The 23,043-nt window shown below is 62.9% G+C and carries 22 protein-coding genes; 14 read left to right on the forward strand and 8 right to left on the reverse strand.

The window, feature by feature from the left end:
- Window positions 1–98: 98 nt before the first annotated feature.
- Complete coding sequence (locus tag VVD49_RS06525; RefSeq protein ID WP_327598328.1) at window positions 99–767, reverse strand: phytanoyl-CoA dioxygenase family protein; 669 nt, start codon at window positions 765–767, stop codon at window positions 99–101.
- Window positions 764–1,765, reverse strand: coding sequence for a tRNA dihydrouridine(20/20a) synthase DusA (gene dusA / locus VVD49_RS06530; RefSeq protein WP_327598329.1), 1,002 nt, complete (start codon window positions 1,763–1,765; stop codon window positions 764–766). Before dusA ends, VVD49_RS06525 begins: the two co-directional genes overlap by 4 nt.
- Before the next feature lie 263 nt (window positions 1,766–2,028).
- On the opposite strand from dusA, the gene VVD49_RS06535 reads away from it, so the two are divergent.
- The 9 genes from VVD49_RS06535 to VVD49_RS06575 all read left to right on the forward strand — a co-directional run bounded on the left by VVD49_RS06535 (window position 2,029) and on the right by VVD49_RS06575 (window position 11,823).
- Window positions 2,029–2,520, forward strand: coding sequence for a MarR family winged helix-turn-helix transcriptional regulator (locus tag VVD49_RS06535; protein WP_327598330.1), 492 nt, complete (start codon window positions 2,029–2,031; stop codon window positions 2,518–2,520).
- A complete protein-coding gene (locus tag VVD49_RS06540; protein WP_327598331.1) occupies window positions 2,517–4,037 on the forward strand; it encodes an efflux transporter outer membrane subunit in 1,521 nt (506 codons plus the stop codon). Before VVD49_RS06535 ends, VVD49_RS06540 begins: the two co-directional genes overlap by 4 nt.
- Window positions 4,034–5,236: an HlyD family efflux transporter periplasmic adaptor subunit gene (locus tag VVD49_RS06545; RefSeq protein WP_327598332.1), complete on the forward strand. Its 1,203-nt coding sequence runs from the start codon at window positions 4,034–4,036 to the stop codon at window positions 5,234–5,236. Before VVD49_RS06540 ends, VVD49_RS06545 begins: the two co-directional genes overlap by 4 nt.
- A 2-nt stretch (window positions 5,237–5,238) precedes the next feature.
- Window positions 5,239–6,789 carry a DHA2 family efflux MFS transporter permease subunit gene (locus VVD49_RS06550; protein WP_327598333.1) on the forward strand — a complete coding sequence of 517 codons (1,551 nt, stop codon included), beginning with the start codon at window positions 5,239–5,241 and terminating at the stop codon, window positions 6,787–6,789.
- A gap of 178 nt (window positions 6,790–6,967) precedes the next feature.
- Window positions 6,968–7,738 (forward strand): hypothetical protein, encoded by a 771-nt coding sequence (locus VVD49_RS06555; RefSeq protein WP_327598334.1) that lies wholly within the window; start codon window positions 6,968–6,970, stop codon window positions 7,736–7,738.
- 170 nt (window positions 7,739–7,908) lie between these two features.
- Window positions 7,909–8,961, forward strand: coding sequence for a Holliday junction branch migration DNA helicase RuvB (gene ruvB, locus VVD49_RS06560; RefSeq protein ID WP_327598335.1), 1,053 nt, complete (start codon window positions 7,909–7,911; stop codon window positions 8,959–8,961).
- Window positions 8,962–8,968: 7 nt separating this feature from the next.
- Window positions 8,969–9,655, forward strand: coding sequence for a DUF502 domain-containing protein (locus tag VVD49_RS06565; protein ID WP_327598336.1), 687 nt, complete (start codon window positions 8,969–8,971; stop codon window positions 9,653–9,655).
- A 20-nt stretch (window positions 9,656–9,675) separates the two neighbouring features.
- Window positions 9,676–10,431 (forward strand): hypothetical protein, encoded by a 756-nt coding sequence (locus VVD49_RS06570; protein ID WP_327598337.1) that lies wholly within the window; start codon window positions 9,676–9,678, stop codon window positions 10,429–10,431.
- Window positions 10,432–10,632: 201 nt separating this feature from the next.
- Window positions 10,633–11,823 carry an MFS transporter gene (locus tag VVD49_RS06575; protein WP_327598338.1) on the forward strand — a complete coding sequence of 397 codons (1,191 nt, stop codon included), beginning with the start codon at window positions 10,633–10,635 and terminating at the stop codon, window positions 11,821–11,823.
- Window positions 11,824–11,904: 81 nt separating this feature from the next.
- On the opposite strand, the gene VVD49_RS06580 is transcribed toward VVD49_RS06575, so the two are convergent.
- The 5 genes from VVD49_RS06580 to VVD49_RS06600 form a co-directional block, all read right to left on the reverse strand.
- Window positions 11,905–12,687, reverse strand: a complete 783-nt coding sequence (locus VVD49_RS06580) for a sulfite exporter TauE/SafE family protein (protein WP_327598339.1) — start codon at window positions 12,685–12,687, stop codon at window positions 11,905–11,907.
- A gap of 168 nt (window positions 12,688–12,855) precedes the next feature.
- On the reverse strand, window positions 12,856–13,704 hold the full coding sequence (gene rapZ, locus VVD49_RS06585; protein ID WP_327598340.1) for an RNase adapter RapZ: 849 nt from the start codon (window positions 13,702–13,704) through the stop codon (window positions 12,856–12,858).
- Window positions 13,705–13,813: 109 nt separating this feature from the next.
- Window positions 13,814–14,032 carry a DUF1289 domain-containing protein gene (locus VVD49_RS06590; protein WP_327598341.1) on the reverse strand — a complete coding sequence of 73 codons (219 nt, stop codon included), beginning with the start codon at window positions 14,030–14,032 and terminating at the stop codon, window positions 13,814–13,816.
- Entirely contained in the window at window positions 14,019–15,308 is a 1,290-nt protein-coding gene (locus VVD49_RS06595) for a dienelactone hydrolase family protein (RefSeq protein ID WP_327598342.1), read from the reverse strand. Before VVD49_RS06595 ends, VVD49_RS06590 begins: the two co-directional genes overlap by 14 nt.
- Window positions 15,308–15,958 carry a 2-hydroxychromene-2-carboxylate isomerase gene (locus tag VVD49_RS06600; RefSeq protein WP_327598343.1) on the reverse strand — a complete coding sequence of 217 codons (651 nt, stop codon included), beginning with the start codon at window positions 15,956–15,958 and terminating at the stop codon, window positions 15,308–15,310. The genes VVD49_RS06595 and VVD49_RS06600 overlap by 1 nt, the downstream gene beginning before the upstream one ends.
- 231 nt (window positions 15,959–16,189) lie before the next feature.
- Here VVD49_RS06600 and VVD49_RS06605 point away from each other — a divergent pair, with 231 nt between their 5' ends.
- From VVD49_RS06605 to VVD49_RS06625, 5 genes are all read left to right on the forward strand, one after another.
- Window positions 16,190–17,215 carry an MBL fold metallo-hydrolase gene (locus VVD49_RS06605; protein WP_327598344.1) on the forward strand — a complete coding sequence of 342 codons (1,026 nt, stop codon included), beginning with the start codon at window positions 16,190–16,192 and terminating at the stop codon, window positions 17,213–17,215.
- A gap of 84 nt (window positions 17,216–17,299) precedes the next feature.
- Window positions 17,300–19,135: a PHA/PHB synthase family protein gene (locus VVD49_RS06610; RefSeq protein ID WP_327598345.1), complete on the forward strand. Its 1,836-nt coding sequence runs from the start codon at window positions 17,300–17,302 to the stop codon at window positions 19,133–19,135.
- A 5-nt stretch (window positions 19,136–19,140) separates the two neighbouring features.
- Window positions 19,141–19,938 carry an MOSC domain-containing protein gene (locus VVD49_RS06615; RefSeq protein WP_327598346.1) on the forward strand — a complete coding sequence of 266 codons (798 nt, stop codon included), beginning with the start codon at window positions 19,141–19,143 and terminating at the stop codon, window positions 19,936–19,938.
- A gap of 52 nt (window positions 19,939–19,990) precedes the next feature.
- Window positions 19,991–20,479 carry a putative toxin-antitoxin system toxin component, PIN family gene (locus VVD49_RS06620; RefSeq protein WP_327598347.1) on the forward strand — a complete coding sequence of 163 codons (489 nt, stop codon included), beginning with the start codon at window positions 19,991–19,993 and terminating at the stop codon, window positions 20,477–20,479.
- A gap of 107 nt (window positions 20,480–20,586) precedes the next feature.
- Window positions 20,587–21,405 (forward strand): mechanosensitive ion channel family protein, encoded by an 819-nt coding sequence (locus tag VVD49_RS06625; protein ID WP_327598348.1) that lies wholly within the window; start codon window positions 20,587–20,589, stop codon window positions 21,403–21,405.
- Between the two features lie 379 nt (window positions 21,406–21,784).
- On the opposite strand, the gene VVD49_RS06630 is transcribed toward VVD49_RS06625, so the two are convergent.
- Complete coding sequence (locus VVD49_RS06630; protein ID WP_327598349.1) at window positions 21,785–23,020, reverse strand: sigma-54-dependent transcriptional regulator; 1,236 nt, start codon at window positions 23,018–23,020, stop codon at window positions 21,785–21,787.
- Window positions 23,021–23,043: the final 23 nt, after the last annotated feature.

Consider the following 23,043-nt stretch of genomic DNA (forward strand, 5'->3'; position numbering starts at 1 on the left):
CGCCTTCCGACATTCGGGCTCGCAAACAAGGACAGGGTGCGTTCAATGCGTGATGTCGGAAGGCGCTGCGCTTTTCCGACCTACGGGCTGCGGGCAGATCAGACCGTTTCGTGCCAGCGCAAATCGAACGGCAAGCTGCGCGGCCCGAACAGGAAATGCAGCACGCGGCGCTTGCTGCTGCCGGTGGCTTTCGACGAGGCATGCAAGAGCAGTGGGCGCATGAGCAATACACTCCCTTGCTCGGCAACGCAGACCCATTCGGCACGTGATTGGCGTATTGCCGGTGCTTCTTCGGCGCTGATCCTGCCACGCCGGTGCGAGCCCGGCACAATACGGAGCGGACCATCTTCTGCACCGCAAGCGTCAATATGTATGCGGACTGCGACCAGTTGTTCGAGCACACCAACAGGCGCCTGAACGTAGAGCGCCCCTTCTTTTTCAGACCATCCGGTGAGACTCGGTTCAGAGACGCGTTCGGCAACCGGAATGCTCAGATCCTGATGTACGGGAACGAGCCAGTTCGTATCCAGCGATTTCTCGAAATAGGTGCATTGGACGGCTACAAGATCCGGCGGGATGAATCTGGAGAGCGCTGGATGCCTTTGTATCGTTTTCGCGAGCGTGCGACACCATGCGTGTGACAAAAGACCTCGTGTGCCTGCGGCTGCAGACGATGGCTGGCTCGCCTGCTTTGCGATGGATGCGCACTCACCTTGCATGAGCACTTCGGGAATTAGCGCAAACCCGTCTTCGGCGAATTGCGTCATGGGCTATTGCTGGGTTGCACCTGCTCCCAAGCCGTCCACAGCAACTCCGGTTTTGCATCTTTCAGCAGCTTCGGATCCGACAGGATGCGGCGGAAGTTGCGTGCGCCGGGCAGGCCATTCGCCAGTCCAAGGATGTGTCGCACGATGGCGCGCAGCGGCGTGCCATGTTCGTTGTATTCGCGCTTGCAGTACGCCACCAGCGCCTTGATCACGTCGGCGCGGCTGGGTGCCCATTCGGCGTCGAACAGCGCCTGCTCCCATTCCACCAGCATCCACGGGTTCTGGTAGGCCTCGCGTCCAATCATCACGCCGTCGATGTGCTCAAGCTGGGCGACGATGGCTTCCGTTTTCGAGATGCCGCCGTTGACGATGATTTCCAGCTGCGGGAAATCGCGTTTGAGCTGCCAGGCGAATTCGTAGCGTAGCGGCGGCACTTCGCGGTTTTCCTTGGGCGACAAGCCTTTCAGCCAGGCGTTGCGGGCGTGCACGATGAAGGTCCTGGCGCCGCCTTCTGCAACGGTGCCGACGAAGTCGCGCACGAAGTCGTAGTCCTCGATGCGGTCGATGCCGATGCGATGCTTGACCGTGACGGGAATGCTCACAACGTCCTGCATGGCCTTGATGCCGTCGCGCACCAGTTCCGGCTCAGCCATCAGGCAGGCGCCGAAAGCGCCGTTCTGTACGCGCTCGCTCGGGCAACCGCAGTTGAGATTGACCTCGTCGTAATTCCATTCCTCGGCCAGCCGGGCGCTGCGCGCCAGCGCTTCGGGCTCGGAGCCGCCCAGTTGCAGCGCGACCGGATGCTCTTCCTCGTTGAAGCGCAGGTGACGCGCGACATCGCCATGCATCAGCGCGCCGGTGGTGATCATCTCGGTGTACAGCCAGGCATGCGGCGACAGCAGGCGGTGGAAGTGACGGCAATGCCGGTCCGTCCAGTCCAGCATGGGGGCGACGGAAAGGCGACGGGGAGGGAGGGGCTTGGCAGGGGCTACAGACATGGCGCGGATTGTACCGGCGCGTCGCAAGGCCTTCGCAAAACCTTGTCATCGCGCTGCAGGCCGACCCGAATGCGTGGCGCAGCAGCCGGGCAATGTTAAGAATCGTAAATAAAGCAGCCGTGGCGGTTACTGCCTTGACAGCTATTTTTCGCCGGCCTATATTGCTGCTTAAGCAGTGAATGCTCCGGCAGTCATATCTGCCAAATGGCTTCATACGGCAACAAACCAGAAGCAGTAACAGGAAAAAGGAACAGGGACCCGCCATGAGCACCAATCCCGTCAGACTCGATCCCCACGACTACGGCCACGAAGATTCGCTCGGCTTCCTCATCAGCAAGCTCAAGGGCTTGATGATGCAGGCGCTGGAAGCAGGGCTGGCCGATCTCGACATCACCGCCGCGCAGGGCGTCATCCTGATCCGCCTTGGCCGCGAACCGGTCTCCACCGCTGCGGCCCTGTGCCGCCACAGTGGCTACGACACCGGCTCGATGACGCGCATGATCGATCGCCTTGAAGACAAGGGCTTCATCGCACGCGAGCGCAGCACCGAAGACCGCCGCGTGATCAACCTGAAGATGACCGAGAGCGGTCAGGTGATACGTGCAGAAGTGCTGAAGCGTGCCTGCGAAATGATGGAACCGCGGCTCGAGGGCTTCAGCGTGGATGAGTTCGTGCTGCTGAAGTCCCTGCTGCGCCGTGTCCTCGATAACGCCGTGCGCCTCGCGCCGAGCGAGCAGGACGGAGGTGGCGAATGAGCACCGCAAGCATTTTCGCTTCGCACAAGGTGCGCACGTCTTTTGCGCTCGCCGTCTTGCCGGCCCTGCTGGCAGCCTGTGTCTCCAGCTCCGGTATCGCGCCGAAAGCCGAGACCCGCCAACTGGCACAGCAGCCGCTGGCCGCAGTCGCAGGTGTAGCCGTCGCACCGCAGAGCGAACGCTGGTGGGAAGTCTTTGGTGACACCCAGCTCAACGAGCTGGTCACGGCCGCGCTGAAAGACAACCCGAGCCTGGCCGTCGCACAAGCGCGGGCCGAGCGCGCCAACATCGTCATCCGCGGCGCCGAGGCCGCCTACGGCCCGAACGTCACGCTGAGTGGCCAGCCGATGATGCAGCGCTTCCAGGAGCACTACATCTACCCGGCGCCGCTGGCAGGTACCGTCGGCACGAACAATCGTTTCGGCCTCGACTTCTCGGGTGAAATCGATTTCTGGGGCAAGCATCGCGCAGCCCTGCACAACGCGCAGGCGCTGGAAAAACTGGCGATTGCCGAGTACCAGGCCTCGCGTCTGCTGATCGCCTCCTCGCTGGTGCGTGGCTGGGGCGAGCTGGACCGCCTGACGCGCCAGCACCAACTCGTCGAGCGCCAGTTGCAGGTGCGTGAAGAATCCCTTGGCTTGCTGAAATTGCGCGAGAAGGCCGGCTTCGAGCCGGGCGTCGAGCGCGCCCAAGGCGAGGTCAGCACGGCATCGCTGCGTGCCGAACTGCGCACGCTGGAAGAGCGCGCCATATTGCAACGTCATCTCGTTGCCGTACTGGCCGGGCGTGAGCCGGGCGAGGGCGACAAGCTGCGTTTGCCGAGCATGCGCGAAGTACCTGCCAGCCTGCCGGCGCAATTGCCAGCCGAGTTGCTGGCACGTCGCCCGGACGTGGCGGCGAGTCGCTGGCGCGTCGAGGCGGCCACGCAGGATGCGGCTGTGACCAAGGCAAGCTTCTATCCCAACGTCAATCTGGTGGGCTTCCTCGGCTTCCAGTCGCTGGGGCTCGAGAACTGGTTGCTGATGGGCTCGCGCACGTTCAGCGTCGGCCCGGTCATCAGCCTGCCGGTCTTCGATGCAGGCCGTCTGCGCGCCACTTATGGCATGAAGACCACCGACATCGATGCGGCTGTCGCGCAGTACAACCAGAGCCTGCTCGATGGCTTGCGTGAGATCGTCGACGACCTCACGCAGTTGCAGGGAACGGCGCTGGCGCAGGTCGAGCAGCAAACGGTGCTGGATAAATCGCGCGAAGTGGAAAGCATGCTGGGTCGGCGCGAGACCCGCGGCCTCATCAACCGCATCCCGGTGCTCAATGCCAGCGTGCAACGCCTGACGGCCGAGCGCGCCATGGTGGATCTGGCCGCGCGTCGCTTCGACACCTCCGTACAACTCATCCGTGCCACCGGTGGTGATGGCGCCGCGGCATTGCCCGCCCTTTTGCCACCGACACAACAGACCAGCACACAACCGGCGGCTCCGACCCGCGCTGCAGCAGAACAGAAGGAACAGTCATGAGTGACACACCAAACAACAACGCAAACGCCAACGACGTCATCAAGGCGGATGCAGCAGCAGCCAAGGGCAGCAACCGTCGCCGTGGCATGGTGCGCCTGGCGATCATCTTCATCCTGCTGGGCGGGGTGGCTTTCGCGTGGTGGTTCCTCGTGATGCGCAATCACGAAAGTACTGACGACGCGTACGTGTCGTCGCACATCGTGCTGGTTACCCCGCAGGTGGGTGGCACGGTCACGTCGGTGGAGGTCGACGACACGCAGAGCGTGCATGCCGGTGACGTGCTGGTACGCCTCGACCCGGTCGATGCACAACTGGTCCTGAACCAGGCGGAGACGGCACTGGCGCAAAGCGTGCGTGAGCTGCGCGGTGTGTATGCCAACCTCAATACCTTGGGCGAAAGCGTCAGGGTGCGCGAGGCCGAGCTGGCACGCCAGACAGACCTGCTCGAACGTCGTCGCTCGCTTGCCGGTACCGGTGCGGTGGCGCAGGAAGAAGTCGATCAGGCCAGCGAAGCGGTGAAGACCGCACGTGCGGCCTTGCAGGTGGCGCGTGAGCAGAAGGAAGCCGCCAGCGTGCAGACCGAGAACCTGAAGATCGAAGACCACCCGGCCGTGCTGCGCGCAGCGAGCAAGGTCGAGGAAGCCTATGTCGCCGTGTCGCGCACCACGCTGCGTGCGCCGCTGGATGGTGTCGTGGCACGCCGCAATGTGCAGGCAGGTCAGCGCGTCGCCGCCGGCGCGCCGCTGCTGGCCGTGGTGCCGCTCAACGATGTGTGGGTGGATGCCAACTTCAAGGAATCGCAGTTGCGCGAGATGCGTGTCGGCCAGCCCGTGAAGTTGCGTGCCGATATGTATGGCAGCAAGGTCGACTATGACGGCCGCGTAGCGGGCGTGTCTGCAGGAACGGGTGGCGTGTTCTCGCTGCTGCCGGCGCAGAACGCCACGGGCAACTGGATCAAGGTGGTGCAGCGTGTGCCGGTGCGCATCGAGTTGAACCCCGAGCAGGTGAGGGCGCATCCGTTGCGCGTCGGCTTGTCGGTGGCCGCTGAAGTGGATGTGCGCGATGTGCAGGGCCAGGCCATTGCTGCTGACAAGGCCGCTGCGCCGGTGCCGCTGGCCAGCGTCGATGAAGCGGCGTTGAAGACGGCGCATGAGCGCGTCGCGAAGATCATTCACGACAATCTCGGCCGCAAGAGCTGATCATGGCCGAGCCGCAAGCTCCCGCTCCGCTCGAAGGCAGCCAGCGCATGCTGGCGACGCTGGCGCTATCGCTGGCCACCTTCATGAACGTGCTCGACACCTCGATCGCCAACGTGTCGCTGCCGGCAATTGCCGGGGACATGGGCGTGGCACCGAATCAGGGGACCTGGGTCATTACCTCGTTCGCCGTGGCCAATGCCGTCTCGGTGCCATTGACGGGCTGGCTCACGCAGCGCTTCGGTCAGGTGCGCCTGTTCGTGGCCTCTGTGATCCTGTTCACGATCGCGTCCTTCCTGTGCGGCGTGGCGACCACGCTACCGATGCTGATTGCATTCCGCATCCTGCAGGGGGCGGTAGCGGGGCCGATGATTCCCTTGTCGCAGTCGCTGCTCCTGTCCAGCTATCCGAAATCGATGTCCGGCACCGCCTTCGCCGCCTGGTCGATGACGACGCTGATTGCGCCTGTCATGGGGCCGCTGTTGGGTGGCTGGATCTCCGACAACTTCTCCTGGCCGTGGATCTTCTACGTGAACATTCCGGCGGGCATTCTCGCCAGCTGGGTGGTGTGGCGCATCTTCAAGACGCGCGAGACGCCGACGCGCAAATTGCCGATCGACATGATTGGTCTGGGCCTGCTCGTGGTGTGGGTGAGTTGCCTGCAACTGACGCTCGACAAAGGCAAGGAGCTCGACTGGTTCAATTCCGGCGAGATCGTTGCACTGGCGGCGACGGCACTGGTTGGCTTCTGCTTCTTCATCGTCTGGGAGCGCGGCGAGGAGCACCCGGTGGTCGATCTGTCCTTGTTCAAGCTGCGCAACTTTACGGTCGCGACGATCGCCATCTCGCTGGGCTACGGTGTGTTCTTCGGCAGCGTGGTGTTGATGCCGCTGTGGCTGCAGCAGTTCATGGCCTACACCTCGACCTGGGCTGGCCTGACGACGGCACCGGTGGGGCTGTTCGCCATCATTGCTTCGCCCATCGTCGGCAAGAACATGCATCGCTGGGATGCGCGCAAGGTCGCCAGCGCGGCTTTCGTGATCTTCGCGCTGGTGTCGTGGATGCGCTCCGAGTTCAACACGCAGGCCGACTACTGGACGCTGATCCTGCCGCAGCTGGTGCAGGGCTTCGCCATGGCGTGCTTCTTCATCCCGCTGGTGTCGATCACCCTGTCGCAGGTCAAGCCGCATCTCATTCCATCAGCATCCGGCTTGTCGAGTTTCGTGCGTATCACCTGCGGCGCACTCGGTGCATCGATCTTCACCACGATGTGGGAGAGCCGCGCCAGCCTGCACCACGCGCAACTGGCCGAATCCGTGTCGAACCTGCGGCCCGAATCCGTCATGGCGCTGAACCAGCTGCAGGCCAGCGGCATGAGCGAAGCGCAGTCGCTGGGCGTGCTGGACAGATTGGTAACGGTGCAGGCCTACACGCTATCGGCGGACGAGTTGTTCCTCGCCAGCGCCATCATCTTCCTCGTGCTCACCGGCATCGTGTGGTTTGCGAAGCCAGTCAAGCCGAGTGGCGTAGCAGCGCCAGCAGGCGGCGACCACTGAAAATCCGTCACAAAGCGGGCTGCGCGCGCCTGACGTTGTTGGCTCGCCGTGCGTATGCACTGCTCTGCGCGAGCCGCCTGGTCAGCCACGCGCTCGCGCCACTTTGTGGTGAATTTCTGCGCGGGGTGAAAACCCCTGCCTGATATGCTGATGCTCTTTCGAAGGCGCGTTTCGGCAAATGTGGAAAAAGCTGCGCATCGCCATCCTGCTGTTCATTCTTGCGACCGTGGCGCTCGGCACCTGGCGCAGCCAGTCTGTGGCGCGCGATTGGCGGAGCACGCTGCACATCGCCATCTTTCCCATCAATGGCGATGGCAGCGCGGCGGCCGCCGCGCGCATAGCCAGCCTCAATGAGACCAGCTTCAAGGGCATTGAGGACTTTCTCGCCGGCCAGGCGCTGGAGTATGGCAACCAGACCTTGATGCCGGTGCGGGTGAGCCTGCAACCGGAGCTCAAGACGCTGCCACCCGCGGCGCCCGGTGCCGGCCATTCCATGCTCGACGTGATGGTGTGGAGCCTCAAGCTGCGCTGGTGGGCCTGGCGCCAGCCCAGTGGCTCGCCGCGTGCGCACACGCGCGCCTTCGTGATCTATTGGGACTCCGAGAAGACCGATGGACGCATACCCAATTCGCATGGTCTGAGCAAAGGACTCATTGCCATCAGCAATGTGCACGCGGTGGCAAACATGCAGCGTACCAACAGCGTCGTGATCGCCCACGAAATCCTGCACACGCTGGGGGCGACAGACAAGTACGACCCGGCGAGCCTGATGCCTCTCTACCCGGACGGCTATGCCGAGCCGGGCCGCCAGCCGCGCTTCCCGCAGCGGCTCTGCGAGATCATGGCCGGGCGCATCCCCTTGTCAGACGGCGTGCTGACCATGCCGGGCTCGTTGAATGACTGCCTGATCGGGCCGCGGACTGCGCAGGAGATCGGCCTGACCAGGTAGGTGGGTGATCCATGTCCGCGATTGCTCGACAGGTGGCCGGGTCGTCGCAGGATGGGCATGACCGTGCGAGCCCTTCGGGTTGGGGATTGTTGCTCGCAGGCCTTGTCCCGCGAGCCATAATCCCCAACGCAATCCCCTCGCCCACCGTGAACACGCCCTATACTCGGCCGATGATTGAAACAGACAAACTCCAGCCCGGCCGCCTCGTTTCTCCCGGGCAGGCTACGCCGCAGGAAGACGCCATCGAGCGCGCCCTGCGCCCCAAGCGCCTTGCCGAATATGTCGGCCAGAAGAAGATCCGCGAGCAGCTGGAGATTTTCATCCAGGCCACCAAGGGCCGTGGCGAAGCGCTCGACCACGTGCTGCTGTTCGGCCCGCCGGGGCTCGGCAAGACCACGCTGGCCAACATCATCGCCGCCGAGCTGGGTGTGAGCCTGCGCCAGACCTCCGGCCCGGTGCTCGAACGCGCCGGCGACCTGGCCGCGTTGCTGACCAATCTCGAAGCGAATGACGTGCTGTTCATCGACGAGATCCATCGTTTGTCGCCCGTCGTCGAGGAAATCCTCTACCCCGCGCTGGAAGACTTCCAGATCGACATCATGATCGGCGAGGGCCCGGCTGCACGCTCGGTTAAACTCGACCTGCCGCCGTTCACGCTGATCGGCGCCACGACGCGTGCCGGCATGCTCACCAACCCGTTGCGCGACCGCTTCGGCATCAACGCGCGTCTCGAGTTCTACACGCCCGAAGAGCTGTCGTTGATCGTCACGCGCTCGGCGCGCCTGCTCAACGTCGAGATCGAAGACGAAGGCTCGTTTGAGATCGCGCGTCGCGCGCGTGGCACGCCACGTATTGCGAACAGGTTGCTACGCCGTTGCCGCGACTATGCCGAGGTGAAGGCCAACGGCCGCATCACCAAGGCCGTTGCCGATTCTGCGTTGACCATGCTCGACGTCGACCACCTCGGCCTCGACATCATGGACCGCAAGATGCTCATGGCCATGCTGGAGAAATTCGACGGCGGCCCGGTCGGCCTCGACAATCTCGCCGCCGCCATCGGCGAAGCTCCCGACACCATCGAGGACGTGCTCGAGCCCTACCTGATCCAGCAGGGCTATCTGCAACGCACGCCACGCGGTCGCGTGGCCACGCCCGCCATCTGGCGCCATTTCGGCCTCAAGGCGCCACGCACTTCCCCCAATTCCGACCTCTTCGAAGGCTGACCCCCGCATGATCCCCACCCCACCGCAAAGCTTTCGCGAGCTTGCCAGCAAGATTTTCAGCACCTTCCTCGCCGGCCTGCTGGCTTTCCTGCCGTTCCTCGTCACGATCGCGCTGCTCGGCTGGGTCGGCAGCCTGCTGCGTGGCTTCGTCGGCCCGCACAGCCTTGTCGGCACGCTGCTGTCCGCCATCGGCCTGCAACTCGTCGACGGCGAAGGCATGGCCTACGTGGTCGGCGCCTTGCTGCTGCTGGTGGGCATCTACGTGCTCGGTGTGGTGGTGCAGACACGCATGAAGACCTATCTGGAAAAGCTGGTCGAACGCACCATCAAGCGCCTGCCCCTGATCGGCCCGCTCTACGACGTGACCGACCGCTTCGTCGGCATGTTCGACCGCAGCGCGCAGGCCGACCTCACGGCGATGAGCCCGGTGTGGTGCTTCTTCGGTGGTGAAGGCGGTGTCGCCGTGCTGGCACTGATGCCCAATCCGGCGCCGATTGAAATCGGCGGTGCGAGTTACCGCGCCGTGCTGGTCCCGACCGCGCCAATCCCGGTGGGTGGTGGACTGCTCTACGTGCCGATTGACTGGGTCAAGCCGGCTGACATCGGTGTCGAGCAACTGACCAGCATTTATCTCTCGATGGGGCTTACTCAGCCAAGCTCGCAGCCGGGGTCGGCGAAATCTGCTTCCGTATAGTCTGCTGGAGGGATCCTTGCGTGGATAGTTGGCTGAACAGATATGTCGCAGGAGAACAAGAGGCCGTATGGAACGAAATACATCAACTCGGCCCCATTCCCCGCGACACAGCTTGTGAGATGGAGGTGCGCCGCGTGGTTGATGAGGCCATGCGCCGCGCCCGGGTAAATGTAGAAACCATCGTCGGTCGTTTGCAGAGTGCTGGCTACGACTTTGTTGATACGAATACCGGCGAATACACCCGCAACATCCCTCACGTTCCGCCAAGTGATAGCGCTCCGGCTCTCATCGCATTTCTGGAAGCGCTCGTGGGGCCTCTTCCCTTGACTGTCGCCGGATGGATACTCACTGTCGGCGACGTAAATCTTCTCGGCAATCACCCCGCATGGGCGGAGCGTGACTTGCAGACGGATGCCTTGGTCGTGGAGTTCGAGATGAGTGCATACACGCACCGCGGTCCCGACTACGACGCGAAAAGCTATTTCGAAGCTGAATTCGAAGCTTGGAACGACGACGTTGCTGAGTATGGCGCCGAGGAAACAGGTCCTTTCCTGTTGCCGTTTGCACCGGACTCACTTCACAAGATCAATGTCAGTGGAGGGGCGCCTTATGCCATCTACGTTCCCGATGGAAGCGCCGATGCTACGTGCTGCATTGACAATCGCGATGTGAGATTCATCGAGTATCTGCGCAACTGTTTCGCCTGCGGTGGTTTTCCGGGAGAACCATCCTTGCCGCACGTGTCCGAGCTTGCTTCCGGACTTCTTCCCATCTAGCAGCCAGTAGGTCACAACAACTGCAGCGCATTGCATCGGATGTTCAGGTTGTCGCTTGAGCGACCATGCGCTGCGCTTATTGCACCTTACGCAAACCGTGACTGCAGCCAAGGCTTGCCGTTTCCCCTGCGAGCTTTGTCGGCAGCGACGCTGTGGGAACGATGGCCTTAGAATGCATCGTTCAACGTCCCCTGACCTTTCATGCAGTCCTCGCGTCGTTCCTTTGTTTCCTTTGCCATCGTCTTCTTCTGCCAGTACTGCGCGCTGGGCATGTGGACGGTGCCTTTCAGCAATATCCTGAAAGCGGCCGGGCTGCAGGATCTGATCGGTGTGGCCTTCACCTGCAACGCCATCGCGTGTTTCATCTCGCCTTTGTTCGTCGGCGCGATGGCGGATCGGGGCGTTTCGCCGATCAAGCTGCTACGCGTGCTCTTCTGGCTGGCAGGCATTTGTCTGGGGTTGGTCTTCCTCGCGGTGGATCGTGGCTGGGGCGGGCTGTGGGTGCTGGTGTGCATGCAGTTGTATGCGCTGGCATATAGCCCGACGACCAGCCTCGTCACGACAGTGGCCTTGCAGCAGTTGCGTGAACCCACGCGAGAGTTCGGCCCGCTGCGCCTGTGGGCCACGCTGGGCTGGATTGCGGCGGGTTTGCTGGTCAGCTGGGTGCTGGCGGGCGATGCTTCACCGATTTCCGGCTTTGTCTCTGCAGCGATCCTGTTCGGACTGGGTACCTTCAGTTTCTGGCTGCCACCGACGCGGGCGGGTACGGCAGGTGTCGCCCACACCTGGAAAGAGCGACTCGGGCTGGATGCGCTACGCCTGTTGCGGCATCGCGATCATCGTGCGGTGCTGCTGACGGTCACGCTGTTCGGTATTCCCATGGCGGCCTACTACCCTTACACGCCGCTGCATCTCTCGGCGCTGGGCTTTGACCATCCTGCGGCGACGATGACACTGGGGCAGGTGAGCGAAGCCTTCGCCTTGCTGCTCTTCGCACGGGTGGCGCAGCGCACCCACCTCAAAGCCATCCTCGCGACCGGCTTGCTGCTCGGCGCAGTGCGCTTTGCACTGTTCGCGTTCGATCAGCGCGTTGCCATGCTGCTCGGCATCTCTTTGCATGGCGTGAGCTACGCCTTCTACTTCATCACGGCGCAGATCTATCTGGCCGAGCGCATCGAGCCGGACATGCGCGCGCGGGCACAGGCGCTGTTTGGTTTGCTGAGTGGCGGCGTTGCGAACCTGATCGGCTATCTCGGCACCAGCGCGTTGTTTCACTGGACCGGCTCAGGTGGCGCGCAGAACTGGTTTCTCTACTGGAGCGTCATCAGCGCCGCAGCCTTCGCGGCGGCCGTGTATTTCATGCTGGTCTTCGATCGCCATTCGCGGGAGTAGGGTGGGTTCGCGGAGCAACCCACCATTCGTCGGTGCCGATGGTGGGTTGTCGCTTCGCTCCGAACCCACCCTACGCAAAGCCTACAGCCAGGGCCGCACCGTCTCCCACACCAGCTTGGCCAGCAGCGAGACAGCGAGGATCAGGAACAGGCGACGGATCCAGTGATTGCCGCCCTTCATGGCGAGGCGTGATCCGACGAGCGCACCGAGGACACCGGCGATGCCCATCGGGATCGCAAAGCTGTAGACCACCATCCCCGCTGGCACCAGAAAGGCGAGCGCCGCGAAGTTGGTGCCGAAGTTGACGACCTTGGCGCAGGCCGTGGCCTTGAGGAAGTCGAAGTGGAAGAAGCGCACGAACAGGAACAGCAGGAAGCTGCCCGTGCCCGGCCCGACGAAGCCGTCGTAGAAGCCGATGACGAAGCCCAGTACCAGTCCCTTGTAGAGGTCGTTGCGCGTGATCGGCTTGTTGGCGTCCTGCGTGCCGAACTGCGGCTTGAACCAGGTGTAGACCAGCATCACGATGAGGATGACGATGACGATGGGCTTCATCCACGTCGCCGGCACGAGATACATGATGCTCACGCCGGACAGCGCGCCGACGAAGGCTGCAGCCGAGGTCAGCAGTACCAGCCGCCATGGCAGGCTCATCTTCAGCGCGTACTGGCGCATCGAGGTGGCGTGGCCGAAGATCGAGGCCAGCTTGTCCGTGCCCATGATCTGCGCGGGCAGGAAGCTCGGCAGGATGGCGTACATGCCCGGCACCTGGATCAACCCCCCGCCGCCGACCGCGGCGTTGATGGCGCCGGTGGCAAAGGCCAGGGGTAACAGGGTCAGGAGCTGGATCAGGGTTTCGTGAGTCATGGTGGGGGCAGTGAAAACGGGAGGCGGGAACAGCAGCAGGCCGAGGGCAGCCCTACATGGTCACCCATCTTCAAAGATAGCGCTATCTTGTCAGACCAGCCAAAACGGTTGTGTGACGGCGGAAAGCACCGGGGCGCGTCTTTTCCATGCTGCTCAAGGGGCCGAGAGCTAGGTGCTGACCTTCATCGAGCGATGCCTGACCAGCACGGGGGTGATGTCGGCCATCTCGCGGGCGAGGCGTTCGGCAAGATAGACCGAGCGATGCTGGCCGCCCGTACAGCCGATGGCCACCGTGAAATAGCTGCGACCATCGCGAATGAAGGCCGGCAGCCATTCGGTGACGAAGCGGCGGATGTCTTCCGCCATCTTGTGCACTTCCGGTATGCGTTCGAGGAAGTCGACGACAGGGGTGTCCTTGCCCGACAGCGGTCGCAGCGTAGTGTCGTAGTAGGGGTTGGGCAGGCAGCGCACGTCGAACACCATGTCGGCATCGACGGGGATGCCGTGCTTGAAGCCGAAGGACTGGAACAGCAGGGTCAAGCCGCGATTGGGCGCGGCGTGGATCATGTCCTTGATCCAGGCGCGCAGGGTGTTCGGAGCCAGATTGCTGGTATCGATGCGATGGCCCAGCTCGCCAAGTGGCGACAGCAGCTCGCGCTCGTTGGCAATGGCCTCGCTGATCGTGATGTTGACGCTGGCCAGCGGGTGGCGGCGACGCGTTTCGGAAAAGCGCGCGATCAGCGTGTCGTCGCGCGAGTCGAGGAACAGGAAGCGTACGTCGCCGACCATGTTGCGCAGCGCTTCCATGACCTTGGGCGCGGCGCTGATGCTGGCGCCCGAGCGGATGTCCACGGCCACGCCGACACGTTGATAACCGGCAGCCGAAAGATAGGAGATCAATTGCGGCAACAGCGTGGCCGGCAGGTTGTCGACGCAGTAGTAACCGGCGTCTTCGAGCACGTTGAGGGCAATGCTCTTGCCGGAACCGGACAAACCGCTGATGAGCGTGAGTTGCATGACACTGTGGGGTGCTGGCTGATAGCCAGACGATACGCCAAACGCAACGGGTTTTGGGCCTCACGGGCGCGAATGCGGCCGGATGCGTGCGGGCATGTGCACTATTCGCCTAAGTGCGCGGTGAATACGTTCCCGGAAACTGTTCGTCATGCGCTTTGCGTCGCCGTGCGCACTGCGTGAGGACCTGTGTGCGCAGCGCATTGTCCGAGGCCTGCCAGCCGCGTATCTCATCCAGCGTGCGGAAACAGCCGAGGCAGACATCGTGCTCGTCGAGACAGCAGATGCGGATGCAGGGAGAGGCGACCAGGGGCGTTTCAGCTTCCGTCATGGAAGGCCCAGCTGCCGCCAAAGGGTTTCTGCTGCAGGCCTCCCGAGGCGTCTTGCGGCAAGGCCGACAGGCCGCCTGTAGCCTCCTGCGGCGCTTGCCACACCACGACGTCGTCGATGGCGTAGAGCATGCAGGGTTTGGTCGATACGCGATTACAGTGGCCCAGCGCACGGCTGACGGTTTCCGTCGATCCGTTGGCCCAGCCCCAGTAACCAGCTTCCGAGATGGCGAAGGCGCGCGGTGGCTTGGCTGACAGGAAGCGGCCGTAGCCACGCGCCTTGGCAGAGGCGTTCAGCCAGGGGATGCGCGCCACGTCGTTGATCGTGGCATAGCCGCTCGCCTGGGGCGGTGCTGGCGGCGGGACCGGGTGCAGGCCCAGCCGTACGAGGAAATCGTCCATCAGCGGGTTCCAGCGCGCGCGGCCTTCGCCCATCAGACGGTGGCCATCGTCGCCGAAGGGCGGTTGAAGTATGAACTGGGCGGGCGAGCCGCCTGCTGCAAAGCCGCGATACCAGTTACGGCTGTATGAGGGGGCGAAGTATTGATCGTTCTCGGTGTAGATCCACAGATTCGGCACGCGGGTGGTCTTGCCGAAGTTGGCATATGCACGGGCGATGCGCTCTGGCTGGCAGGGCACGCCCGGGTGCTGGAGCGGATCGCCGCCGACACCACCCGCAAAATTCACATAGCCGATCAGGCCGCTCGGATTGGTCGCGGCATAGGCCACGCTGGCGAAACCGCCGGTAGATTGGCCAACCAGCAGGTAGCGCGAGGGATCGACATGACGTTGCTGGCGCGCATAGCTCAGCGTGCGTGCGATTTGCTGCAGTGCCGGGGCGACAGCCCCCACGTAATCCTTGTCGCCACAGGCCCCCGATGCCTCGGGGTCGAGCGGCTGCTCGCCCGGCACGTCGGGAGGCAGTGCCGAACCGCCATACCCGAGACGCGTCGGCACGAAGACCGCGAAGCCTTGATACACGAGGTAACTGGCCATTGCCATCATGCGGAAGCGCTCAGGCGTACTGCGATCGGCATTGCGGCCGTGATTGATGATGGCGATCGGGAAGGGGCCTGGCCCGGTCGGCTTGAAACTGGTCAGCAGCATTTCGCCGCTGCTGGCCGTGCCGTTGCGCAAGCTCACATCGACAGGCAAGCGCACCACGGCCTCATTCAGCTCCACGGACAGCGAACTGTCCGCTGCGTGCGCGGGGGCGAGGCATTGCAATACCAGTCCTGTGCAGGCAGCGAGCAGTTGCTTGAGCACGGGATGGCGCATCAGAAGCCGCCTTCTGCGAGCCAGCGCTCAAGCTGCGGCAGGCGGTCAGCACCCCAGAAGCCTTCGCCGTCGACGATGAAGAAAGGCGAGCCGAAGACGCCACGCGCCAGCGCCCGATCCATCTCGTGACGCAGGCGCTCCTTGAGACTTACCGCAGCGAGGGCTTCGGCCAGAGGCGCGCGCGGAATGCCCAGTGCGCTGGCGATGTCGAGCACCGTGTCGATGTTGTCGATGTCGCGACCAGCAGTGAAATAGGCGCGAAAGATGGCGTGGGCCAGTCCCTTGGCGGCGATGGCGTCCTGTTCGTGCAGCCACAGGAAGGCGCGGGCTGCGTGCTGCGTGGACAAGGGGAAATTCATGGGCTGCACGAAGGGCACGGCTTGATAGCGCGCCGAGCGCGCGAAGTCGCGCAGGAAGTATTCACTCTTGAGCGGCTGACGGACGGGTAGTGCCGCACCGGTAATCTTGAATGCTGCGCCAAGCAGCACCGGATGCCAGTTCACCTGACGGCCAAACCGCGCCGCCAGCGCATCGATCTGCTCGCTGGCGAGATAGCCGTAGGGCGAGGAGAAATCGAAATAGAAGTCGATGGCTGTCAGCAGCGTGGCGCCCGCAACGGGCGCGATAGGCGTTTCTTGTTCTTGTTTCACGACGCGATTCTCAACTGGGGGCAAGGCAGCGGCAGGACCGGAACGAGGTAATCAACAGCAGGATTCTAGATGCAGACAGCATGCCCGGCGAGCGCTTTGCCCGTTCGTTCGCCGGGCGGCCGTTTGTAACAATTCAACCGCCGCGCTTGCGCGTGGATGTTGCGATGCATCATCATGTCTGCGCGTGTTCTCGTATTGTCACTGCCGCCATCCTGTGATCACCTGATGCCAATGAGCGCCGCCCAACTCGATTATCCGTTCGATGCACGGCCCGTGCCCGGTGTCGCGACCCTGATCGCACCTGGCGTGCGCTGGCTATGCATGCCGCTGCCGTTTTCGCTCAACCACATCAATCTGTGGCTGCTTGGCGAAGGCGAGCGCTGCGTGTTGGTGGATACCGGTTTGGGTGACGCCGTCACGCGCGGCATCTGGTCCGAATATTTTGAACAGTCCGGCGTGCGGCTCGAACAGATCGTGCTCACCCACTACCATCCCGATCATGCCGGCAACGCCGAATGGCTGGCGCGCGAGCACAAGGCGCCGGTGTGGATGAGCAATGCCGAATACCTGCTCGGCCATGCCTTGCTCACTGAAACCGCCGGCTACGATGTGGCCAATATGGTGACCCACTTCCGGCGTCACGGCCTCGACGAGGAGCGTTGCGCGCATTTCATGCGGCGCGGCAATGTCTACGCCAAGGGTGTGCCGGCCTTGCCGCGCGAATTCCGGCGCATGATCGATGGCGACCAGATCCAGCTCGCGGGCCATCGCTGGGAGGTCATCATGGGCTACGGCCATTCGCCCGAACACGCAGCGCTGTTCTGTAGCGAACTGCGATTGTTGATCGCCGGTGACATGCTCCTGCCGCGCATCACCACCAACGTCAACGTGCCGGCCACCATGCCGGAGGAAGACTCGGTCATGCGCTTCCTCAATTCCGTGCGCCGCTTCGCGCGCCTGCCGGCCGACACCCTGGTGCTGCCGTCGCATGGCCTGCCGTTCCGCGGCGTGCATGCACGCATTGCCCAGCTCGAAGTGCACCACGCCGAACGCGATGCGCTGCTGGCGGAGCATCTCGGCGAACCGCGCTGTGCGGTGGACCTGTTGCCGGTCCTGTTCCAGCGTGAGCTCGACATGCACCAGCTGATGTTCGCGTTGGGCGAGACAATTGCCCACCTGAATCATCTTGTACAGCGTGGCCGCGCGCGGCCACGTGTGGACGCGGATGGCGTCATCCGCTTCCTGTCCCTGCACTGAATCACCGAGTCGCCATATCGCAAGCGATCTGCACCAGCCCCGTTCCATTAGCCAGTTTCCGAGCATTTCATAAGGAGCCGCACCATGGCCGCAGCTACTCCCTCTCCCGCCACTCCCGCCGCAGGCGCAGCCCAGCAGGCTCTTCCCGACCCGGCGGCAATCGCCAAGACGTACGCCGAGGTCGCCCAGCGCAGCTCGCGCCTGATTACCGAACACATGAACCGCCAACTGGCCAAGGGCGTGACGCCTCCGACGGACGAGTTGGGCGTGGCACAGGCCTTCATGGACATGACGAGCAAGCTGCTGGCCAATCCTTACGTGCTGGCCCAGGCGCAGATGAGCCTGGTGTGGGACTACTTTTCGCTGTGGCAGAACAGCATGCAGCGCTTCATGGGGCTGCAACCAGCGCCAGTTGCCGCGCCGGCAAAGGACGACAAGCGCTTCAAGGATGAGGAGTGGAAAGACTGCTTCCTGTTCGACTTCATCAAGCAGTCCTACCTGATCACGGCGCGCCACATCCACGACACGGTGGCTGGCGTCGAAGGCCTCGACGAGATCACGCGCAAGAAGGTCAACTTCTTCACGCGCCAGTACATCGATGCCTTCTCGCCGTCGAACTTTGCGCTGACGAATCCTGAAGTCTTCCGCGAAACGGTGCGCACCAATGGCCAGAGCCTGATCAAGGGCTTCAACAACCTGTTGCGCGACATGGAAGATGGCGATGGCCAGCTCAGGATCCGCATGACGGATACGAGCGCCTTCGAACTCGGCAAGAACGTGGCGACCTCGCCGGGCAAGGTCGTGTTCCAGAATGATCTGCTGCAACTGCTGCAATTCACGCCAAGCACCGAGAAGGTCTTCAAGCGTCCGTTGCTGATCGTGCCGCCGTGGATCAACAAGTACTACGTGCTCGACCTGCGCGAGAAGAACTCGCTGATCAAGTGGGCCGTAGACCAAGGGCATACTGTCTTCGTCATCAGCTGGGTCAATCCGGATGCGAAGCTGGCGGGCAAGGGCTTCGACGACTACGTGCAGGAGGGCGTGATAGCTGCGGTGGATGCCATCACCGAACAGACGGGCGTGAAAGAGATCAACGCCGCGGGTTACTGCCTCGGCGGCACCTTGCTCGGCACCTCGCTCGCCTACATGACGGCCAAGAAGGACAAGCGCATCGCCAGCGCCACCTATTTCACCACGCTGCTGGATTTCTCCGCGCCGGGCGAGCTGGGTGTGTTCATCGACGACGCACAGGTCAAGAGCCTCGAGAAGAAGATGCTGGAGCGTGGCTACCTCGAAGGCAGCGAGATGGCAGGCACCTTCAACATGCTGCGCTCCAACGACCTGATCTGGTCTTTCGTCATCAACAACTACCTGCTCGGCAAGGACCCGTTCCCGTTCGACCTGCTCTACTGGAACTCGGATTCCACGCGCATGCCGGCCAAGATGCACAGCTTCTACCTGCGCAAGATGTACATGGAAAACGCATTGTGCGAACCCGGCGGTGTAGACATCGGCGACACGCCGATCGATCTCGCCAAGGTGAAGACGCCGAGCTATTTCATCTCCACCATCGAGGATCACATCGCGCCCTGGAAGACGACCTATATCGGCGCCAAGGTCGTCGGCGGCCCCGTGCGTTTCGTGCTCGGCGGCTCCGGCCACATCGCCGGCGTGGTCAATCCGCCGGTGGCCAACAAGTATGGTTTCTGGACCGCCGACGCCTTGCCCGACACGGCAGACGAATGGTTTGCCGAAGCGAAGCAGCATGGCGGTTCATGGTGGAACGACTGGCAGGAGTGGCTGACCGCGATGGATGACACGCAGGTCGCCGCGCGCGATCCGGAGAAGGGCAAGCTGCCTGCTCTGGAGGACGCGCCCGGCAGCTATGTGAAGACACGCCTCGACAAGACTGTGCGTTGACCGCGATGACCGAACTGACAGGGCTGTTGCGTTTCCCCGTCAAATCCTGCCGCGGCGAGCATCTCCAGTGGTCGCATGTCGTGCCCATGGGTTTGTCATACGACCGCAACTGGATGGTGGCGGATGCTGAAGGCCACATGATTACGGGTCGCGACGAGTCGCGCCTGGTGCAGATTGCGGCCGTGGCCGAAGAGGGCGGCGAGACCCTGCACCTGAGCGCGCCGGGCATGCACGACCTGCATGTCTCGCGTCATGCCTTGTGCATTGATCAACCCGCGCAGGTGTGGCGCGACACATTCACGGCTTACGGCGGCTACTCGCCGGCCAATGCATGGCTCTCGCAATTTCTCGAGCGCGAGGTGCAGCTCCTGCACATCGGCGAGCACAGCACGCGTCGCTCGCAGAAGCGTCCGCACCTGCCTGACCTGTCCTTTGCCGACGGTTTCCCGTTGCTGCTGCTCAATACCGCCTCGCTGGACGATCTCAATGCTCGCATTGGACGTGAAATGGTGATCGAGCGCTTCCGCCCGAACCTCGTCGTCAGCGGTGCCCCTGCCTTTGCCGAAGACGGCTGGCAGCGCTTGCGCATTGGCGACGTGAACTTCGTGCTGGAAAAGCCCTGCGAGCGTTGCGTGTTCACCACGGTCGATCCCGATACCGGCGAACGTTCGTCCGATCAGGAGCCGCTGCGTTCACTGGCCAGATTCCGCAAGCGACCCGAGGGCGTGGTGTTCTGCATGAACCTGCGCGCCGAGAACGAGGGCGAAATCAGTGTCGGCATGCAGGTGGAGGTGCTGGCCTAGGCCGCGCTGCAGTAAAGTGCGCGCTTCGCCAATGCTGCCCTGACGCGTCACCATGCATCTCAACCCCCTGCCATTGCCTCCCGAAGAGACGCCTTTGCGCGTGGTGCTCGACACCAACGTGATCATGGCGTTCTGGCACTTCCGTGATCCGAAGTTACTGAACCTGCTGGCCTGGCTGGAGTCGCGGCAGGTCGTGCTGTTGACGCGTCAGTCCTGCCTGCATGAGCTGGAGCGTGTGCTGGCCTATGTGCAGTTCGGCATCGCGCCCGACGAGCAGGTGCGCATCCTCGCTGACTATGCTGCGCGCAGCGAATGCCTGGCGGACCCCACGGAAGAACAGTTGCTCGCGGCGCAAGCCCTGCCGAAATGCCGTGACAAGGACGATCAGAAGTTCATCGAGCTGGCATGGGATGGCGCTGCCCACCTGCTGCTGACACGTGACAAGTTGCTGCTCGGCATGGCGCGCCGGCCGCCCTTGCGCGATCAGACCAACATCCTGTCGCCGGAGCGTCTTATCAAGAAAATTGAAGAACTGGTTTAACCAACAATCAGTATATTCACAAGCGGGTGCGCCAGCCGCGTACAGGGGTTTAGCCGTTTCGTCGTCTTGTTTGTCGTCTGCTTCGTATCAACGTACAGGAGAGAGTCATGGATGCTAGCTGGGTATCGGACCTGAACCACATCGTGCTGCAGAACCTGGTGCCTTTCGGCACACGTCTGCTTGGCGCGATTGCCTTGTGGATTGTCGGTGGCTGGGTGATCAAGATGGTCAAGGCCATGTCGCGACGCGGCATGGCTGCGCGCGGTCTGGATGCGACCCTGATTGAGTATCTGGAGTCCACCATCGGCGTGATGCTGCGTGTGCTGCTGGTGATCGCTGTGCTGAGCCTGTTCGGCATCGAGACAGCGTCCTTCGCGGCCTTGATTGCAGCGGCGGGCGTGGCCATCGGCATGGCCTGGTCCGGTCTGCTGGCTAATTTTGCAGCCGGCATTTTCCTGATCCTGCTGCGCCCGATCCGTGTCGGCGACTTCATCCAGGCCGCGGGCATCACCGGGACTGTGAAGGAGATCGGCATGTTTGCCAGCGTGCTCGACCAGCCGGACAACGTGCGTACCTTCGTGGCCAACAACAAGCTCTTCTCCGACAACATCATCAACTACTCGAGCAATCCTTTCCGGCGGGTCGACCTGGTTGCACAACTGGCGCATTCGGTCGACCCCAAGGCGGCTATCGCCTTGCTCAAGGCGCGGGTGGCCCAGATTCCGAATGTCGAGATCAGCCCGGCGCCGGATGTGGAAATCCTCGAGTTCAATCCTGCCGGCACGAAGCTCGTGGTGCGTCCGTACTGCCATACGGAGCACTACTGGCAGGTGTACTTTGATACCAATCAAGCCATCGTCGACGTGAGCGGACAGGCCGGCTGGCCGATTCCCGCACCGCATCAAGTGCTACGCCAGCACCCTTGACGGGGTCTGGTTGCCGCTCGCGTGACAGTTGTCACAATTCGTGACAGAGGCGTTCGGGGGGAGCCCGAATGCCTCAAGTTCCGGGCGACAGGGTCGTAAAACATGAGTGAGCGGCGGCACGCTTCCGGCGACGGCGGCGAGGCCCTCTGGTCCGCGTGCATCAAAAACGCCGCTCACCCTTCGAAGCCGCAATCAAATGGCTGCGCGAATGTCTGTCGTTGTTGGCTCGCTCGCCGTGCATATGCACTGCTCTGCGCGAGCCGCCTAGACCGCCATCCGCTCGCTCATTTGCTTGCGGCTTCTCCCTTTGGGCTGATGAAAAGAGAAAAGCCTCGGCATCCGTGTGGAGCCGAGGCTTTTTGCCGTGAGGTCTTGATGCTTATTCGCCGCGTCTGGTCAGTGGCACGCCCAGCTGCTTGAGCTTGCGATACAGGTGGGTGCGTTCCAGCCCGGCCTTTTCTGCCAGACGCGTGATGTTGCCGTCTTCGAGTTGCAGGTGGTACTCGAAGTACAGGCGCTCGAAGGTTTCGCGTGCTTCGCGCAGCGGCATGTCGAGCGGCAGGGAGAGCGCCGTGGTGCTCGCCTGCGAGATGCTGCGCACTGCTTCGTCTTGCGAGATCTCGTCATCCAGCGTCGCGAGAGCGAGTGAGCGGATCGTCGATTTGAGTTCGAAGAAGCCGCCCGGCCAGGTGCAGTTGCGCAGCGCGTTGAGGGCCCCGGTCGACAGGGTGCGCGGTGGCACGTCGGCAGATTCGACCAGATGCGACAGGATCTGCTGCGCCATTTCCGGCACTTCGTCGCGCAGTTCCAGCAGCGATGGCGGCACCAGCGATATCTCGAACAGGCGACGGATCAGCATCGGGTCCCAGCCATCTGCCAGCAGGGTGTCGGGGCTGCGGTCGCAGGCAGCGATGAGGCGCAGCTCGCAACGATCGAGACGCTCGACGGCGAATGCCAGATTCTTCTGTTGGGCGCGCGTCAGCAGCGCGATGTTCTCGACGAACAGCAAGCCGCCGCGCGCCGCTTCCAGCGTCTGCAATTCCAGTGGTTGTGAAATGCTGCCCAGATCGACCCACGCCGTGCCCGGCGTCTGCTGGCTGCGCGCGCAGAGTTCGGCAAGCGAACCGGCTCCGACGCGCAACAGCACAAGACGTGATTTCTGCGTGATCTGTTCGAGTCGCTTGCGCAGGTCGCGCAGGATAGGCGAGCGCGTGAAGGCCGCCAATGTCATATGCGAACGCGCGCGCGTTGGCTGGCGCTGCAGGCCGCGTTTGACGGCAGAGAGCAGCTTCTGCAAGGCGATCGGTTTCTCGAGGAAGTCGACCGCGCCGAAGCGGATCGCCTCGACCGCAGTGTCGATGGTGCCGTGGCCGGACATCATCACGACCGGCATGGTGAGCTGGCCGTTGGCCGCCCATTCCTTGAGCAGGGTCACGCCATCGGTATCGGGCATCCAGATGTCGAGCAGGACCAGATCGGGCCGAGCGGCCAGACGCGAAGTGCGGGCGTCGACAGCATTGCCGGCCAGCACGACGTCATGGCCTTCGTCTTTCAGGATCTCGGAGAGCAGTTCGCGAATGCCGATTTCATCATCGACAATAAGGATCTTTGCCACGTGCTTTGACTACCCAGGAATGG

It is taken from the genome of Uliginosibacterium silvisoli (assembly GCF_036017035.1).
GTDB classification, from domain to species: Bacteria; Pseudomonadota; Gammaproteobacteria; order Burkholderiales; family Rhodocyclaceae; genus Viridibacterium; species Viridibacterium silvisoli.